We start from the raw sequence: 15383 nt of genomic DNA on the forward strand, positions 1-15383 counted from the left end.
CACTGAAGCCCCGTTGCGGCACCCTTGCATCTGTGGCAAGACTGGCTCTGACGTCAACCAGACCGATGAGTTCAGAATGAGCGAATTCGCCAGCCGCCGCGTGATGATGGTGGATACGCAGGTCCGCCCGTCGGACGTGACCAAGTTCCCGATCATCGATGCCATGCTTTCCGTCCCGCGGGAGACTTTCGTCCCCGACGACAAGCGCGAAGCGGCCTATGTCGGCGAGAACCTGACTCTGGCCCCCGGCCGCGTCGTCCTGGAAGCGCGCACCTTGGCCAAGCTTTTGGACGCGCTGGATATCCAACCGACCGAGCTGGTGCTGGATGTGGGCTGCGGCCTCGGCTATTCCGCCGCGGTCATCGCCCGTCTGGCCGAAACGGTCGTCGCGCTTGAAGAGGACGAAGCCCTTGCAGCCGACGCGCAGCGCCTTCTGTCCGAAGAGGGCGTCGACAACGCCGTGACGGTCACCGGCAAGCTGACCGAAGGGTCGGCGACCTGCGCGCCCTATGACGTGATCACCATTGAAGGCGGCGTGGAAGAGATCCCCGCAGCCATCCTGGCGCAGCTGAAGGATGGCGGGCGCATCGGCGCGATCTTCATGGACAGTGCTGTGGGAACGGCCCGCATTGGCTACAAGGCTGGGGGTCAGATCACCTGGCGGTCGGTGTTCAACGCCGCGGCCCCGGTGCTTCCCGGATTTGCCAAGCCGCGTGGCTTTGTGCTTTAGGCCCGATATGGCCGGTCCGGTCTGGGCAATCGGCCCATGCGGGACCACAAGAAATTGCCCGTCGGACGCAGGTCGCGGGCCTGGTTGAGGCAGGACAAGATGCGTGGATGGCTTCTGTCGATCGTGGTGGTTCTGGTCGGGCTCGGTTCGCCGCAGGGTGCTGGGGCCGAAACGCTCGCCGACGCGCTGACCGCGGCTTACAAGAACTCCAACCTTCTGGACCAGAACCGCGCCGTGTTGCGCGCGGCGGACGAGGATGTGGCTCAGGCTGTATCGGCGCTGCGCCCGGTCGTGGCCTATACCTTGCAGGGCGCCTGGCAGCGGGCCGACGTGATGGGACCGTCCGGCGCGTCGGTCAGCGAAGCGCTTTCGGCATCTCTCGCGCTTAGCGCCGAGTTGACGATCTGGGATGGCGGTCGCCGCCAGCTGGGCATCGAGATCGCCAAGGCCAGCGTGCTCGCCACCCGCCAGGCGCTGATCGAGGTCGAGCAGAACGTGCTTTTGTTCGCCGTGCAATCCTATGTCGACGTCCGGCTGGCGCAAGAGGTCGTGGCGCTGCGGCAAAGCAACCTTCGGCTCATCACTCAGGAACTGCGCGCTTCGCAGGACCGTTTCGACGTGGGCGAGATCACCCGGACCGACGTCTCCATCGCCGAGGCGCGGCTGGCGGCCTCGCGGGCAGCACTTGCGGCGGCCGAAGGCCAACTGATGATCGCCCGCGAGGCCTACAAGGCCGCGACGGGTGCTTACCCGGGCAATCTGGCACCTCTGCCCAGGGCTCCGGCCCTGCCGCGCACGATGGACGAGGCTCAGGCGGTGGCCCGGGCGACCCATCCGTCGATCCGGCAGGCGCAGCAGCAGGTGACCGTGGCCGACCTGCAGGTCGATCTGGCGGAAGCCGGTCGCGCACCGACCATCGGTCTTGGTGCGACCCTGCGCACCGATGACGAGGATTTGCAGTCCCAGTCGCTGGGCCTCACGATGAACCAGACGCTTTATGCCGGCGGTCGGCTTTCGTCGCTGCAACGCCGTGCGCTGGCCGGCAAGGACGCGGCGCGTGCCGGGCTGCAGCAGACCGCGGTCGGTGTCGTGCAGAACGTCGGTGTGGCCTGGGCCAACCTTGCGGTCGCCGCCGCCTCGATCGAGGCGTCCGACCTGCAGATCCGCGCCTCACAGGCGGCGTTCGACGGCGTGCGCGAAGAAGCGGCGGCGGGAACGCGCACGACGCTGGACGTGCTTGACGCGGAACAGGAACTTCTCGACGCGCGCAACGCCCGGCTTCAGGCCGAAGCGCAGCGTTATGTCGCGGTTTATCAGGTCCTGTCCACGATGGGCCTCCTGACCGTCGACCACCTGCAGCTTGGCATCCCGACCTACGATCCAGAAGCCTATTACGGCGCGGTCGAGAAGGCTCCGTCGCATTCGGTGCAGGGCAAGAAGCTGGACCGGATCCTTGACAAGATCGGCAACTAGCCACCGTTAACCGCCAAACCGCGTTTTCTGTTGCCTTGCGGGGGCTTGGCGGGGTAAGTTGACATTCAAGGAAACGCAAGCAATCGGAACGATCCTGATGGCGGGACCCCTGAGTTCGGAGGAAATCGAGGATGTCGTTTCCTCGGTGCGGCGCCTTGTTTCGAACGAGCTGTCACCGCGCCGTCTTAGCCGGGACCTTGGCGCCGACCGCCTGCTCCTGACCCCCGCGCTCCGCGTCGTCTCAGAAATCAGCCCCCTTGCGCCGCTGGTCGTGGGCGAAAAGTCAGCCCTAGAACCTGTCCCTGATCCCGAACCGGTTGAGGTTGCGCAGACGTTCGACGATGCCGTCGAACTGATCGAAGCGGAATGGGAAGATGAAATCTGGCTCGGCAAGGACACCGCTCCCTTGGGTGAAGTGGCACTTGGTGCCGAGGAAGCGGAAGTGCTTGCCCGACCCAATGCGTCGGATGCCGACGCGATGACCGAAGCCGAAGCGGTCTGGATCGAACCCCAATCGAGCGCTCCTATCCCGCTCCAGCCGCTTCGGGCCCGGGCGGAAAGCCTGGCCGCGCGTCTCGCGGCGGGGGAGGTTCACCGCTCCGCCACGGCCGAGGGTCAGCAGGCCCTTGCGGACGAAAGCATCGCAGACGACCCGCAGATGCAAGCCATTGCGCAACCGCCCGCAAGTTCGACACTGCCGGAAGACGCGCCGCCTGACGCGCCAGCATCGGCAGATCCTGCGCCGGAGCCGGAGGCCGTGTCAGACCTGCCCGAGGCTGCATCCGGGGACGAGACGGCTCTTGATGACGTGCCCGCCCCTGACGCCCTGTCGCAGCGGATGCCGACCGAGATCATCGACGCGGATGGCACCCCTCTGGCCGTTCTCGACGAAGCTGCGCTGCAGGAAATCGTCCGGCAGATGATCCGGGAAGAGCTGCAGGGCGATCTGGGTGAACGCATCACCCGCAATGTGCGCAAGCTGGTGCGGGCAGAGATCAACCGCGCCTTGATGGCACGGGATCTGGACTAGGCTCTTTCGCAAATGAAAACGCGCCCCGTGGGGCGCGCATCGAGCCTGGCGACAGGATCGGATCAGGCCGCTTCGGCCTGCTCCAGCTCCAGCGCGTGGCGACGTTCGGATTCTTCGCGGCTCAGCGCGACCGAGGTGCGCACGCCCTTCGAGACGAACTCCATCAGACCCTTCACGACACGTTCGTTCGGGTCGATTCCGGCGCAGGACAGCACTTCACGGCCATCGCGCGAGCGCGCCCAGCGGGCGATCTGGTCCGGACCGTTGCCGTACTTCTTGTCGTCGGCAATGGCGTCATCCAGCGCCGCGAGAACCACGGCGGCGAAAAGCTTGCGTGCGCGCTGGCCCTGCTCGAAGTTGAAGGCGGTGCTGTCGATGGTGTCACGCATCGTTTTTTCCTTTTTTCTTGCTCTTGTCTTCCGCGGAGTTCGTGGGTTGTAACCGCTTGCGGACGATTCGGGCTGACCGCTTTTGGAATGACTGCTATGCGTCCAGTGCATGGCCCGTGCAGGGCGGTACTGTATCTAGTCGTCGGATTGCCCCGGCATATGCGAGATATGGGGGACTCCGCCAGTCTTTCAACCTTTGGTTAAGATTTTCTTGCCCGTCAGCGCGGTCCTGTCAGTCGGGCTGCGGTTCTGTCAGGCTGACCCGCGCGCTTCCCGCCTGCAGCGGCTGAGCCGCGCGGTCGAAGCGCAGATACGCGATGCCGTGCCCGTCGGCCTGGGTGAACAGCGTGCCAGCCGCCTTGCCATCGGCCAGGATCTCGGTCCCCACCGGGGCCGCGCCGTCGACCACGACCTGCACCAGACCCTTGCGCCGCTCGGTCTTGTGCTTCATGCGCGCCGTGACCTCTTGCCCGACATAGCAGCCCTTGCGGAAATCGACGCCGTGCAGGCGCTCGAACCCGGCCTCAAGGATGTAGGTGTCGTCGGGAACCAGTTCGATCCCGCTCTCCGGGATGACATGCCGCACCCGGATTTCGTCCCAGTCGATTCCGGCCTCGCTCCGGTCTTCCGGACCGTAAAGCCGCCAGCCAAGGGCCGGGTGACGGGGGTCGGGCAGCGCACCTTCTGGCGCATCGCCAATGCCGCGGCTGACCGTCAGCGCGGCTGGAGCGATCTGCACGTCGGCACGCAGGCGGTACATTGTCAGGCGACGCAAGGTGTCGGGCGCAAGCGGCGTGGCTATGTCGATCAGTAGCGGCCCATCCGGCAGGCGAACCACCAGGAAATCCGCCAGATACTTGCCCTGCGGTGTCAGAAGCGCCGCCCAGATGATCCCGGGCGCCGTCTCCAGCGGGCGAAGATCGTTCGACACGAGGCCCTGCAGAAAGGTCTGCGCGTCCTTTCCGGTCATCGTCCAGACGGTGCGGGCAGGGTTCTGGGTCATGCGTGCAACCTTAGGGGCCGGGCTGCGCCGGCGGAAGCCTTACTCACGCAGTTGTGCCTCTTGCAGCTGCGAATAAAGCCCCCGGCGCGCCATGAGCTCGTCGTGGGTGCCTTCCTCGATCATCCGGCCGCGATCCAGCACGATGATCTTGTCCGCACCCTTCACAGTCGACAGCCGGTGCGCGATGACCAGGGTCGTGCGGTCACCCTGCGCCCGCGACAGGGCGGCCGAAACCGCTGCTTCGGTCCTCGTGTCCAGCGCCGAGGTCGCTTCGTCCAACAACAGCACCGGCGCATCGGCCAGCAGCGCGCGGGCGATGGCCACGCGTTGCCGCTGCCCCCCGGACAGAGCCGAGCCACGGGTCCCGACCGGCGTATCAAGCCCCAGCGGCATCCCCGACACGAAGCCTGTCGCTTCCGCATCGTCCAGGACCTGCAGCAGCCGCTCGGGGGCGCGGTCGGTGCGGCCCAGAAGCAGGTTCTCGCGCAGGGTTTCGTCGAACAGCGCCGCGTCCTGCGACACCGAGGACAAAAGCGCACGCTGGTCGTAAAGGCTCAGGTCCTGCACATCGACGCCACCGATCAGGATGCGACCGGCCTGCGGTTCGACCAGGGCTGCGATCAGGTGGAACACCGTGGACTTGCCCGCGCCCGACGAGCCGACCAGCGCCGTCACCTTGCCTGCTTCGGCAGTGAAGCTCAGCCCGTCCAGCACCGGACGGTCGGGATAGGTGAAGCTGATGCTCTCGAAACGGATTTCAGGTGCGCCAGGGGCAGGCGTCGCGCGGCTTTGCGCGGGGCGGGTGCCCGAGGGCTGGGTGTCAAACAGGGTGAAGACCCGCTCCAGGCTGGCTTCGGCCACCTGCCACTGGCCTGCAAGGTCGCTCAGGCGGCGGATCGGCTGGAAGGTCAGCGCCATCGCGGTGAAGAAGGACATGAACTCGCCCGTCGTCCGTTCGCCGCTGGCCACCTCGGCGCCGCCCAGCATCAGGACGGCGAAGAAGCCCAGGCCGGTGATCACGTCGACCAGCGCCGGCATCGCGGCCCGGCCAAGCGCGGTCTTCACCTCGGCGCGGACGATGGTGTCGATGATGCGCTGAAAGCGCGACGCCTGGTAATCCTCCATCCGGTTCAGCTTGACCGACTGGATGCCGTGGAAGATCTCGTCCAGCCGCGTGGCGCGCAGCCCGGACTGCTCGCGGGTCAGCATCGCCTTGCGCCGCAGGTAGCGCCGCAAGAGGTAGGCGGGAAACAGCAGAAGCGGCGCGCCGATCATCGCGGCGGCGGTCCAGTAGGGATCGATCCAGATCGCCACCATGAAAAGCCCGATCAGCGAAACCAGATCGCGCCCGACACCGCCGATCACCAGAACCGCGGCCCCCTGCGCGGCCATCGTGTCACCCTGCACCCGCTCGATCAGCTTGCCCGGCGAATGCTCCTGAAAGAAACTGGCGTCCAGCGTCAGCAGGTGGCGCACCAGATCGACCTGCATCGCGCCCGCCGCGTTCTGGTTGACGCGCGTCAAAAGCCAGCGTCCCAGGATCGAGGTGATCGCCCGCAGGACGAACAGGCCAAGGATTGCGGCACCGACCCAGATCAGAAGACCCGCGCCACCTTCGGCAAAGACCACATCGAACAGCGGCTTCAGCATGTAGGACAGAAGACCCAGCGTCGATCCCTCGACCATCATGATCAGGAAGGTCACGATGATAAGGGTCAGGTGCGGCCGCAGGTACAGGCCGAAATAGCGCCGGAAAAGCTCGCGCGAGGAATAGGGACGGTCGGTGTCCGGGGCGTGGCTTTCGTCGTGCATGGCGCGGGTTTAGCCGGAATGGGCGCAACTCTCAAGCCGGGCCGGATTGACGCTGCCTGCGCACGGGCCTAGCCATGTCGGGCAGTGATGGAGAGACGCATGAGCCTTGCCAACGGTCGCCCCTACCTGGCCATCCCAGGCCCTTCGGTGATTCCCGACCGGGTGCTGCGTGCCATGCACCAGGGATCACCCAACATCTACGAAGGTCCGCTGATCGAGATGGTGGCTTCGCTGTTCCCCGACCTGCGCGCCGTGGCGGGGACGGTGGGCCATGTGGCGATGTACATCGGCAACGGCCATTCGGGGTGGGAGGCGGCGAACGCGAATCTCTTCAGCCGGGGCGACAAGGCCCTGGTGCTGGCGGTGGGGCAGTTCGGGCTGTCCTGGGCCAATTCGGCCCGCGCGATGGGGATCGAGGTCGAGGTTCTGGACTTCGGCAAGTCCTCGCCCGCCGACATGAACCGGGTCGAGGCGGCATTGCGCGCCGACACCGCCCACCAGATCAAGGCCGTCCTGACAACGCATGTCGACACGGCCAGTTCGATCAAGACCGACATTCCGGCGCTGCGCGAAGCGATGGACGCGGCGGGGCACCCAGCGCTCTTGGCGGTGGACTGCATCGCGTCCCTTGGCTGTGACGAATTCCGGATGGACGACTGGGGCGTCGATGTGATGGTCGCCGCCTGCCAGAAGGGCCTGATGACGCCGCCCGGCATGGCCTTCGTCTGGTTTTCCGAAGCCGCCCGCCTGCGCTGCGGCAAGTCGGACCTCGCCACCCCCTACTGGGCCTGGGGACCCCGCGCCGAACCCGAGGAGTTCTGGCAGATTTGGGACGGCACCGCGCCGACCAGCCACCTTTACGGCCTGCGTGAGGCGTTGGACATGATCCGCGAAGAGGGTCTGCCGAATGTCTGGAAGCGCCACCAAACGCTCGCCTCTGCGGTCTGGTCCGCCTTCGACTGCTGGTCGGCGGGCAATCCGGCAATCGGGATGAACGTCACCGAGGCCGCGCATCGCGGCTGGTCGGTCACCGCCGCCCGCTTCGGCGCGCCGCATGCGACCCGGTTGCGGGAATGGTGCGAACACAAGGGCGGCGTGACGCTTGGCATCGGCCTTGGCATGGCACCCTCGACCGACCCGGCCTACCACGGTTTCCTGCGCGTCGCGCACATGGGCCATGTGAACGCCCACATGACGCTGGGTGCGCTTGCAGTGATGGAGGCGGGGATGACCGCGCTTGCCATTCCGCATGGCGCGGGGGCCTTGGCGGCGGCAACCGGGGTGGTGGCCAAAGGTGCGCTGTAGCGCACCCTACGCTTTCCCTTGCCGCTCGCGGATCGAGATGTAGATCGCAGAACTGATCAGGATCGTGACCCCCAACACGGTCCAGCGGTCTGGCAGGTCAGCGAAGAACCACCAGCCCAGGATCGTCGCCATCACGATTTCGGTAAAGGCCAGTGGGGCGAGAAGCGAGGCTTCGCCATGTTCGTAGGCCATGGTGATCAGCACATGGCCCAGCGTCGCGATCACCCCCAGGGCAGCGAGCATCGCCCACTGCTCCGGTGTTGGGGCGATCCAGAGGAACGGTAGCGCCAGCGTCATCAGCGCCGCCCCGACAACCGAGGTCTGGAAGTTCAGCACCATGGCGTCAGCCCCCCTCGCCATTGCGCGGGTCAGCACCAGGTAGGTCCCCAGCGCCACCCCCGACCCCAGCGCCAGGAAGGTGCCGGGGTTCACCTCGACCATTCCGGGCCGGATGATGATCAGCGTGCCGACAAACCCTACGGCGACGGCGGCCCAGCGGCGGGGCCCGACCCTTTCGCGCAGGGCAAGCGCCGAAAGGATCACGATCACCAGCGGGTTGACGAAGAAGATCGCCAGTGCATCGGCGATGGGCAGGTGTTTCAGCGCCTCGAAGAACAGGAAGGTCGCCCCGAACAGCAGGACCGCCCGCGCCAGCTGGCGCAGCGGCTGCGCCGGACGGAAGGCTTGCGCTCCTTCTGCCCGAAGGGCGAAGGGCAGGGTCATCAACCCGCCGAACAGCGCACGGGCCCAGACCACGATCAGGATCGGCATGCCGGCCTGGCCCAGCTTCTTGGCGAAGACGTCGATGATGGGCAGGATTGCCATCGCCGTCAGCATCAGGGCCACGCCCACCAGGGGCCGGGCCGGGGCGGGCGCTACGCCAACAACGGTCAGGATGGACCTCCGGGACGGTCATCCTCCAGATAGATGCGGATGATCTCGTCGAAGCCCTGTTCGGCGGTGAAGCCCAGTGCGCGGGCCTGCCCGGCCTCGCACGCCTCGGCCCAGGGTTCGACGATGGCCTGGATGACCGGGTCGGGGGCATAGTGGATAAGATCGACGGCTTGCTGCCCCGCGACGCGGCGCAGGGCCTCGATCATCTCGGCGATGCTGGCGGAAAGGCCGGGCATCGACAGCGCCCGGCTGGGGCCAAGGAGACCCGTGTCCAGCGTTGCTGCCCGCAAGAAGAAGCCCGTCGCGGCGCGGGGGCTGGCGAACCAGTGGCGCAAGCTGTCGCGGACGGGCAGGGTGGCTGGCAACCCGTTCAAGGGCTCGCGCAGGATCGAGGAGTAGAACCCCGAGGCCGCCCGGTTCGGAGCGCCGGGCCGGATGCAGATCGTCGGCAGCCGCAGGGCGATCCCGTCCAGAAGACCCCGGCGCGAATAGTCCGACAGAAGCAGCTCGGTCATCGCCTTCTGCGTCCCGTAACTGGTGCGTGGGGTCAGGTGGAAGTCGTCCGGGATCACCTTCGGGAAGGGTGCTCCGAACACCGCCAGCGACGAGGCGAAGACCACGCGCGGGCAATAGTCCGGCATCGCCGCGATTGCATCGAAAAGCGCCCGCGAGGCGTCAAGGTTCGTGGCATACCCTTTGGCAAGGTCCGCCTCCGCCTCACCTGACACGATTGCGGCAAGGTGGAAGATCAGGTCCGGCCGGTCCTTGACCAGCTGCTCTGCCGCCTCCGCCTCGGTCAGGTTCACCGCCACCGACACCGCGCCCGCGACCGAACCGGGCACGACAATGTCCGCCAGCGTCAGCCGGTCAAACGCCAGCGCGCCGCCCGTGATGGCCTGGGTCAGCTTGCGGCCCAGCATTCCCGCCGCGCCGAGGATCAGGATATGCATGTGGTCCCCTCCGTTCGCCGGAAGGGGACCACATCAAGACCGCAAAGCCAAGCGGATCAGCCGCCGTTCTTGGCCAGCCACTCCTCCATCCACTTGATCTCGGATTCCTGCGCCGCGATGATCTCTTCGGCGAGCTTCTTCACTTCCGCGTCCTTGCCGTGCTCCAGCACGATCTGGGCCATTTCGACCGCGCCCTTGTGGTGCGCGATCATGCCTTTGACGAAGTCGACATCGGCATTGCCGGTGTATTCCATCATCATCGCCGCATGCATCCGGTCGTTGGCCTCCATGAAGGCCATCGAGGCGGGGCCCTTGTCGCCCATCATGTGCCCTTCGTGCCCGGCTTCCTGCGCCAGCGCGGGAACGCTGGCCAGCAGGACGGCCGCCAGGGTAAGCTGCTTCAACATCGTTGTTCTCCTTCGAATTGACCTTGGGTGCGATGTCGGACCTTCCCGCATGGGAAGGAAACTCATTTCGGCGTGAACGGAAAAGCGGCAGCCGTACCGATTGTTCCGCAGTTGTGCACGACGGACGGCGATCTGTGCGGCAGACAGGGGCTTCTGCCCCTTTCCGACCGGGGATCGGGCGCGTATGTTCAGGCCACGAAGGCACAAGACGCAAGAGGTCCAGGTGACCAAGCACAAGCGGCACCGTCCCGTCATCGGGATCATCGGCAACAGCTACGTGATAAACGACCGCTACCCGACGCATTCCGCCGGAACGATGAACACGGCTGCCGTCGCCGAAGTTGCAGGCGCCATCCCGTTGATCATCCCCTCGGACCCGCGCTACGTCGGGGTCGAGGAACTCCTTGATCTTTGCGACGGCTTCCTCTTGACCGGCGGCCGCCCCAACGTCCACCCCAGCGAATACGGCGAGGAGGAAACCCCCGCCCACGGCGCCTTCGACCGCGGCCGCGATGCGATCACGCTGCCCCTGATCCGGGCCTGCGTCGAACGGGGCCAGCCCTTCCTTGGCATCTGCCGCGGCTTTCAGGAGGTGAACGTGGCGCTTGGCGGCACGCTTTACCCCGAAATCCGCGACCTGCCGGGCCGGCTGAACCACCGGATGCCGCCCGACGGCTCGCTGGAGGAATGCTTCGCGCTGCGCCACACCGTCAGCTTCACCGAGGGCGGGGTTTTCCACCAGCTGATGGGCGCGCGCGAGGTGATGACCAATACGCTGCATGGCCAAGGCATCGCCCGGGCCGGGTGCCGTATCGTGATCGACGGCCATGCGCCCGATGGCACACCCGAAGCGATCTACGTCAAGGATGCGCCCGGCTTCACGCTCTCGGTCCAGTGGCACCCGGAATGGAACGCGGGCAACGACCCCGTTTCGCGCCCGCTCTTCCAGGCCTTTGGCCAGGCCGTCGCCGCCTGGGCCGAGGGTGAGCGCCCCGCGGCAATGGCGCGCTCGGCCTGACTTGAGGCAGATCAGGGCGGGCGCGGCCCCGGTCTGCTAGCGCATGGGTACCTGACGAAAAGGAGGTGCCCCATGAAGCTGCTTGTCGCCTATGCCACGACCGACGGCCAGACCCGCAAGATCGCGCGCTTTGCGGCCGACCGCCTTGCGGGACTTGGCCATGCGGTCGAACTTCTGAACCTGGAAGATGCCGAGGGCCTCGACCTCTCCCGCTTCGACGGAGCGATCCTCGCCGGTTCGTTGCACGCCGGGGGCTACCAGAAGACGCTGGTCCGCTTTGCGACCGAGGCTGCTGCCGACCTTGCGCAGATGCCCACGTTGTTCCTTGCCGTCTCGTTGTCTGCTGCGGGGGACGACCTCGATGATTGGTCGGGCCTCCGGACTTGCCTTGCCGATTTCAAGGCCGCCACCGGCTGGACCCCCGCCCGCGTCGAGCATGTGGCGGGGGCGTTCCGCTTTTCCGAATACGACTTCTTCCGCGCCTGGGCGATGCGCCGGATCGCGGACCAGAAGGGCGAGACGGTCGAACCCGGCAAGGACAAGGAATACACCGACTGGGCGGCGCTGGTTCTGGCACTGGACGATTGGCTGGTCGGCCTGACCCCCAGGGTCAAAGCGGGCGCAGTTTCAGCCGGATAATCCGGTTCTCGCGCTTTTCCATCACCTCGAAGCGGAAACCGTGGAAGCTGAAGACCTGACCCGCGTTCGGGATCATCTGGGCCTCGTGGATGACAAGGCCCGCCAACGTGTTGGCCTCGTCATCCGGCAGCCGCCAGTCAGTGGCCCGGTTCAGGTCGCGGATCGTCATCGCCCCGTCGATCAGCCAGGCGCCGTCATCGGTCGGGGTCAGGCCGTCCTTCTTCACCACGTCGAATTCGTCGGTGATGTCGCCGACGATCTCTTCCAGGATGTCTTCCAGGGTGATCAGGCCCTGCAGCGTGCCGTACTCGTCGACTACCAGCGCGAAATGGGTGCGTCGGGCCAGGAACTGGCGCATCTGCTCGTCCAGGGCGGTCGTTTCGGGGATGAAATAGGGCCTCATCGCCACCTTTTCGATCTGCAGCGCGCCGATACCGGCGACCGAGCCGTCCTCGCCGCGGACCAGCCGGTCGACCTCCCGCAAAAGGTCCTTGGCATGGACCACGCCCAGAATGTTGTCGTCGCTGTCCCGAAAGATCGGCAGCCGGGTGTGGGCCGAGGCAAGGACGCGGGTGATGATCTCACCGGGCGGCAGATCGGCGTCGATCATCTCGATCTGGCGGCGGTGGCGCATGATCTCGTCGACGGTGCGGTGCGACAGGTCCAGTGCCCCCAGCAGGCGGTCGCGGTCTGCTCTGTGCACCGCGCCTTCGGAATGACCCAGCGCGATCGCTCCGGCGATTTCTTCGCGCAAGGCCAGCATCTCGCCGCCGGGGCTTGGTTTCAACCCGATCAGGCGCAACATGCCGCGGACCAGCAGGCGGACGATCGTCACGATGGGCGAGAAGATCAGGATCAGCACCCGGATGATCGGGGCGACACGGGTCGCCACCGACTCGGGAAAGGTGATCGCGACGGTCTTCGGCATCACCTCGCCGAAGATCAGGACCAGCGCGGTCATCCCCAGGGTCGCCAGCGCCACCCCACTGTCGCCGAAGATCCGGGTCAGAAGTGCTGTCGCCAGCGAGGCCGACAGGATGTTGACGATGTTGTTGCCCAGAAGCAGCGCACCGATCATCCGCTCGCGGTCCTCGGTCACCCGCATCGCCGCCTTTGCCCCGCGTGAGCCGCGGTCGGCCTGCGCCTTCAGCTTGCCGCGTGATGCGGCCGTCAGTGCGGTTTCCGACCCGGAGAAGAAGGCGGACATCACCAAGAGGACCAGGATGGCGGCCACTGTCAGCCAGAAGGCGGTATCAAGCGTTTGGGGGGTCATCGGGTCTTTCCGGGCTCAGCCCTTGCGGGCCAGGGGATGCTTGGTCAGGACCAGGTCCTTCAGATGATCGTCCAGCACATGGGTGTAGATTTCGGTCGTGGCAACGTCGGAATGGCCGAGCAGCGTCTGGATCACCCGCAGGTCTGCGCCGTGGGCCAGAAGATGGGTTGCAAAGGCATGGCGCAGCACATGCGGCGTCACCCGGGCGGGAGAGATGCCCGCCAGCACCGCGACGTCCTTGACCAGGCTGTGGAAATACTGCCGTGTCAGGTGCCCCTCGCGGCCGTCGCCGGGAAAGAGATACCGTGACGGCGGGCGACCCGCCTTGCGCCCCGCCTCGTCCTCGGCGTCCCGGTGGGCCAGCCATTCGGCCAAGGCCGCGCGGGACGGGCCGGACAGCGGCACCATGCGTTCCTTGTCGCCCTTGCCGCGCACCAGGATCATCCGGGGATCGCCCCGGACGGCCGCGACGGGCAGCCCAACCAACTCGCTGACCCGCAGGCCGGTGGCGTAAAGAAGTTCGAACAGCGCCGTATCCCGCAGTCGGTCCGCCGGGTTGCGGGCGCGGGTGCGCGCCGCGTCCATCAGCCGGGTGACCTCGCTCTCGGTCACCGTCTTCGGCAGGCTTTGCGCCCGGCCCGGGCCCGTCAACCGCAGGGCGGGATTGTCGCTGCGCCAGCCCTCCTCGAAGGCAAAGCGGTAAAGCTGGCGGATCGACGACAGCCGCCGCGCGCGGGTCGCCTTGGACAGGCCCTGCGAGTCGCAATGGACCAGGTAATCCTCCACCGCCTCGCGCCCCGCCTTGTCGAAAGCCAGGTCCCGGCGCGCCAGCCAGTCGGCAAAATCCGCCAGGTCGCGGCCATAGGCCAGTTGCGTGTTCCGCGCCGCCCCAAGTTCGGCGGCACAGGCGTCGAGGAAGGTCGAGATCCAGCGGCTCGCCTCGGCGTCGGGCATGGCCTAGCCCCGCCGTTCCAGGATCATCAGCTCCAGCGCCGCACGCCGGGCGACACCTTCCAGACCCGCCAGGCTCAAAAGCGACAACCCTTCGGTCACGCCGCGCAAGTCGCCCTGCACGCCCCGCGCGATGTTGTCGATGGCAACGATGATCGCCTCGCCCTTGCGGTTGCCCTCCAGCAGCGCCTGCGCCTCGACCGACGGGGTCGGCGCCCGGAAAGCAGCCGAGATCGCCCGCCCCAGGCTGTCGGGTGGAACGACGTTCCGTGCGTCGCCCACGGCAAGGGCCACAAGAAACGCATCCTCGGGGTTGCCAGGCTTGTGCCGCTTGGCCGCCATCTCCGAGTAGGGCGACAGCAGCCCGACCCGAAACGCGATGGCGGCAGCCTCGCCGGTCAAGGTGACGTCCTGCAACGCCTTGCCGAAAAGCGTGGCGAAGGGGACCTCCAGCTCGGCCTCCTGCATCTTGGCCCAGACCGCGGGCAGGGTCGCCGCGACCCGCGCCCCATCGCCTGCGGTGATCGCCGCATCGAAGGCCTGGAAGGTGGCGACCCGGTCCCACACGCCGCCCGAAGCGGCGGGCTCGCGTTCCGTGTAAAGTCCCAGAATCACGTTCGGCGGGATCGTCCCGGCCCGCGTCAATCGCTCGGCCGCCTCGATCTGCGACTTCCATCCCACGCGCGGGCTAAGTTCGGCGTAGGAAAAGGCGATCGGCAGTCCCTCGGTCGGCAATGGCTCGCCGATGGCGGCATAGATCATCCAGTCCAGTGGCGTGACCGGACTTGGCGCAGGCGGGACCGGCTCACCCTCGAAAAGGTCGGGATCAAGGAAGCGCGACAAAAGCGTCTCCTGGTCCGCCGAGATCTGGTTCAGCGCGCGCGAGGTGCGGATCGTCAGCGCCGCCGTGTCCCAGTCGCCGGACCGGGCCAGACAGAAGATCCGCGCCGGCACCGTTGGCGCAAGGTGGGGGGCGTTGGCCATCGACTGACAGGCGCGATCCTCGGCCCCGGTCAGAAGGGCCACATCGAAGGCGCGGCGGAACAGATCGGGCGTGGTCGCCCCCGCGGCCTCGATCAGCGCCGCCGCCTGCTCCAGCGCACCAAGCGCCAGAAGCTTGTCGATCCGCGTCTGCAACAACTCGCCCCGCCCGCCCGCATCGACCGGAGCCGCCACCTCGGCCAGAAGGATCGTCAGGAACAACTGGCGCAGCGCCGGCAGGTCGTCGTCGGGGTGGGTGACCAGCCGCTCGGCAATTTCGCGCGTCAGCCCGTTGCCCCAAAGATCCTTCGGCAGACCAGACACCGCGGACGCGATCAGTCCGACCCCATCGGGTGAGGGGCCGTCCAGCGAGGATGTCGTCACCGCGGCGGGAAGCGCACCCCCGGCTTCGGTGACGGGTGGCTCGTCGATGGCCACCCCAGTGCCCGCCGCTGCTGCCGCCGTGGCCGGGGTGGCAACGGACTGCGACAGCCAGTCGATGGCGGACAAGGGCCCGCCTGCATCCTG

The 15383-nt window shown here is 66.9% G+C and carries 15 protein-coding genes; 6 read left to right on the plus strand and 9 right to left on the minus strand.

Translation table 11 applies throughout. The annotated features are described in order from the left end of the window. The first annotated feature begins 76 nt into the window (after positions 1 to 76). From Q0C42_RS15145 to Q0C42_RS15155, 3 genes are all read left to right on the plus strand, one after another. Positions 77 to 730 (plus strand): protein-L-isoaspartate O-methyltransferase, encoded by a 654-nt coding sequence (locus Q0C42_RS15145; RefSeq protein ID WP_295077565.1) that lies wholly within the window; start codon positions 77 to 79, stop codon positions 728 to 730. A gap of 99 nt (positions 731 to 829) precedes the next feature. Beyond that, positions 830 to 2203 (plus strand): TolC family outer membrane protein, encoded by a 1374-nt coding sequence (locus Q0C42_RS15150; protein WP_295077570.1) that lies wholly within the window; start codon positions 830 to 832, stop codon positions 2201 to 2203. Between the two features lie 97 nt (positions 2204 to 2300). Next, the gene (locus tag Q0C42_RS15155; RefSeq protein ID WP_295077572.1) at positions 2301 to 3233 is read left to right on the plus strand and encodes a hypothetical protein; all 933 of its coding nucleotides are present in this window, start codon (positions 2301 to 2303) and stop codon (positions 3231 to 3233) included. A gap of 62 nt (positions 3234 to 3295) precedes the next feature. On the opposite strand, the gene Q0C42_RS15160 is transcribed toward Q0C42_RS15155, so the two are convergent. The 3 genes from Q0C42_RS15160 to Q0C42_RS15170 all read right to left on the minus strand — a co-directional run bounded on the left by Q0C42_RS15160 (position 3296) and on the right by Q0C42_RS15170 (position 6437). Continuing rightward, positions 3296 to 3622 (minus strand): DUF6280 family protein, encoded by a 327-nt coding sequence (locus Q0C42_RS15160; RefSeq protein ID WP_295077574.1) that lies wholly within the window; start codon positions 3620 to 3622, stop codon positions 3296 to 3298. A gap of 232 nt (positions 3623 to 3854) precedes the next feature. Continuing rightward, on the minus strand, positions 3855 to 4625 hold the full coding sequence (locus Q0C42_RS15165) for a folate-binding protein (protein ID WP_295077577.1): 771 nt from the start codon (positions 4623 to 4625) through the stop codon (positions 3855 to 3857). Positions 4626 to 4664: 39 nt separating this feature from the next. After that, entirely contained in the window at positions 4665 to 6437 is a 1773-nt protein-coding gene (locus Q0C42_RS15170) for an ABC transporter transmembrane domain-containing protein (protein ID WP_295077580.1), read from the minus strand. A 99-nt stretch (positions 6438 to 6536) separates the two neighbouring features. Between Q0C42_RS15170 and Q0C42_RS15175 the strand changes: the two genes are divergently transcribed. Then, on the plus strand, positions 6537 to 7742 hold the full coding sequence (locus Q0C42_RS15175; RefSeq protein WP_295077583.1) for an aminotransferase class V-fold PLP-dependent enzyme: 1206 nt from the start codon (positions 6537 to 6539) through the stop codon (positions 7740 to 7742). A 6-nt stretch (positions 7743 to 7748) separates the two neighbouring features. Here the strand turns inward: Q0C42_RS15175 and Q0C42_RS15180 are convergent, their stop codons facing one another. The 3 genes from Q0C42_RS15180 to Q0C42_RS15190 are packed head-to-tail and all read right to left on the minus strand — an operon-like array spanning position 7749 to position 9993. Continuing rightward, positions 7749 to 8594 (minus strand): DMT family transporter, encoded by an 846-nt coding sequence (locus Q0C42_RS15180; protein WP_295077586.1) that lies wholly within the window; start codon positions 8592 to 8594, stop codon positions 7749 to 7751. A 38-nt stretch (positions 8595 to 8632) separates the two neighbouring features. After that, positions 8633 to 9586, minus strand: a complete 954-nt coding sequence (gene denD / locus Q0C42_RS15185; protein ID WP_295077589.1) for a D-erythronate dehydrogenase — start codon at positions 9584 to 9586, stop codon at positions 8633 to 8635. Positions 9587 to 9642: 56 nt separating this feature from the next. Continuing rightward, positions 9643 to 9993 (minus strand): DUF305 domain-containing protein, encoded by a 351-nt coding sequence (locus Q0C42_RS15190; protein WP_295077593.1) that lies wholly within the window; start codon positions 9991 to 9993, stop codon positions 9643 to 9645. A 223-nt stretch (positions 9994 to 10216) separates the two neighbouring features. Here Q0C42_RS15190 and Q0C42_RS15195 point away from each other — a divergent pair, with 223 nt between their 5' ends. Together Q0C42_RS15195 and Q0C42_RS15200 are read left to right on the plus strand one after the other, a co-directional pair. Then, complete coding sequence (locus tag Q0C42_RS15195; RefSeq protein WP_295077596.1) at positions 10217 to 11011, plus strand: gamma-glutamyl-gamma-aminobutyrate hydrolase family protein; 795 nt, start codon at positions 10217 to 10219, stop codon at positions 11009 to 11011. Between the two features lie 72 nt (positions 11012 to 11083). Next, positions 11084 to 11650, plus strand: a complete 567-nt coding sequence (locus tag Q0C42_RS15200) for a flavodoxin domain-containing protein (protein WP_295077599.1) — start codon at positions 11084 to 11086, stop codon at positions 11648 to 11650. Here Q0C42_RS15200 and Q0C42_RS15205 read toward each other — a convergent pair. The 3 genes from Q0C42_RS15205 to Q0C42_RS15215 are packed head-to-tail and all read right to left on the minus strand — an operon-like array spanning position 11622 to position 15365. Then, complete coding sequence (locus Q0C42_RS15205; protein WP_295077602.1) at positions 11622 to 12923, minus strand: HlyC/CorC family transporter; 1302 nt, start codon at positions 12921 to 12923, stop codon at positions 11622 to 11624. The two genes, Q0C42_RS15200 and Q0C42_RS15205, sit on opposite strands and share 29 nt — an antisense overlap. A 15-nt stretch (positions 12924 to 12938) precedes the next feature. Further along, entirely contained in the window at positions 12939 to 13877 is a 939-nt protein-coding gene (locus Q0C42_RS15210; RefSeq protein WP_295077605.1) for a site-specific tyrosine recombinase XerD, read from the minus strand. A 3-nt stretch (positions 13878 to 13880) separates the two neighbouring features. Continuing rightward, entirely contained in the window at positions 13881 to 15365 is a 1485-nt protein-coding gene (locus Q0C42_RS15215; protein ID WP_295077608.1) for a hypothetical protein, read from the minus strand. Between the last annotated feature and the right edge of the window lie 18 nt (positions 15366 to 15383).

Source organism: Tabrizicola sp. (assembly GCF_022842145.1).
Lineage (GTDB): Bacteria > Pseudomonadota > Alphaproteobacteria > Rhodobacterales > Rhodobacteraceae > Tabrizicola.

Bases quoted from the DNA above. Each gene is read 5' to 3' on its own strand.
- Q0C42_RS15165 (WP_295077577.1), bottom strand. From the start codon at position 4,625: ATGACCCAGAACCCTGCCCGCACCGTCTGGACGATGACCGGAAAGGAC.
- Q0C42_RS15205 (WP_295077602.1), bottom strand. From the start codon at position 12,923: ATGACCCCCCAAACGCTTGATACCGCCTTCTGGCTGACAGTGGCCGCC.
- Q0C42_RS15200 (WP_295077599.1), top strand. From the start codon at position 11,084: ATGAAGCTGCTTGTCGCCTATGCCACGACCGACGGCCAGACCCGCAAG.
- Q0C42_RS15160 (WP_295077574.1), bottom strand. From the start codon at position 3,622: ATGCGTGACACCATCGACAGCACCGCCTTCAACTTCGAGCAGGGCCAG.
- Q0C42_RS15210 (WP_295077605.1), bottom strand. From the start codon at position 13,877: ATGCCCGACGCCGAGGCGAGCCGCTGGATCTCGACCTTCCTCGACGCC.
- Q0C42_RS15145 (WP_295077565.1), top strand. From the start codon at position 77: ATGAGCGAATTCGCCAGCCGCCGCGTGATGATGGTGGATACGCAGGTC.
- Q0C42_RS15190 (WP_295077593.1), bottom strand. From the start codon at position 9,993: ATGTTGAAGCAGCTTACCCTGGCGGCCGTCCTGCTGGCCAGCGTTCCC.
- Q0C42_RS15155 (WP_295077572.1), top strand. From the start codon at position 2,301: ATGGCGGGACCCCTGAGTTCGGAGGAAATCGAGGATGTCGTTTCCTCG.
- Q0C42_RS15170 (WP_295077580.1), bottom strand. From the start codon at position 6,437: ATGCACGACGAAAGCCACGCCCCGGACACCGACCGTCCCTATTCCTCG.
- denD (WP_295077589.1), bottom strand. From the start codon at position 9,586: ATGCATATCCTGATCCTCGGCGCGGCGGGAATGCTGGGCCGCAAGCTG.
- Q0C42_RS15175 (WP_295077583.1), top strand. From the start codon at position 6,537: ATGAGCCTTGCCAACGGTCGCCCCTACCTGGCCATCCCAGGCCCTTCG.
- Q0C42_RS15150 (WP_295077570.1), top strand. From the start codon at position 830: ATGCGTGGATGGCTTCTGTCGATCGTGGTGGTTCTGGTCGGGCTCGGT.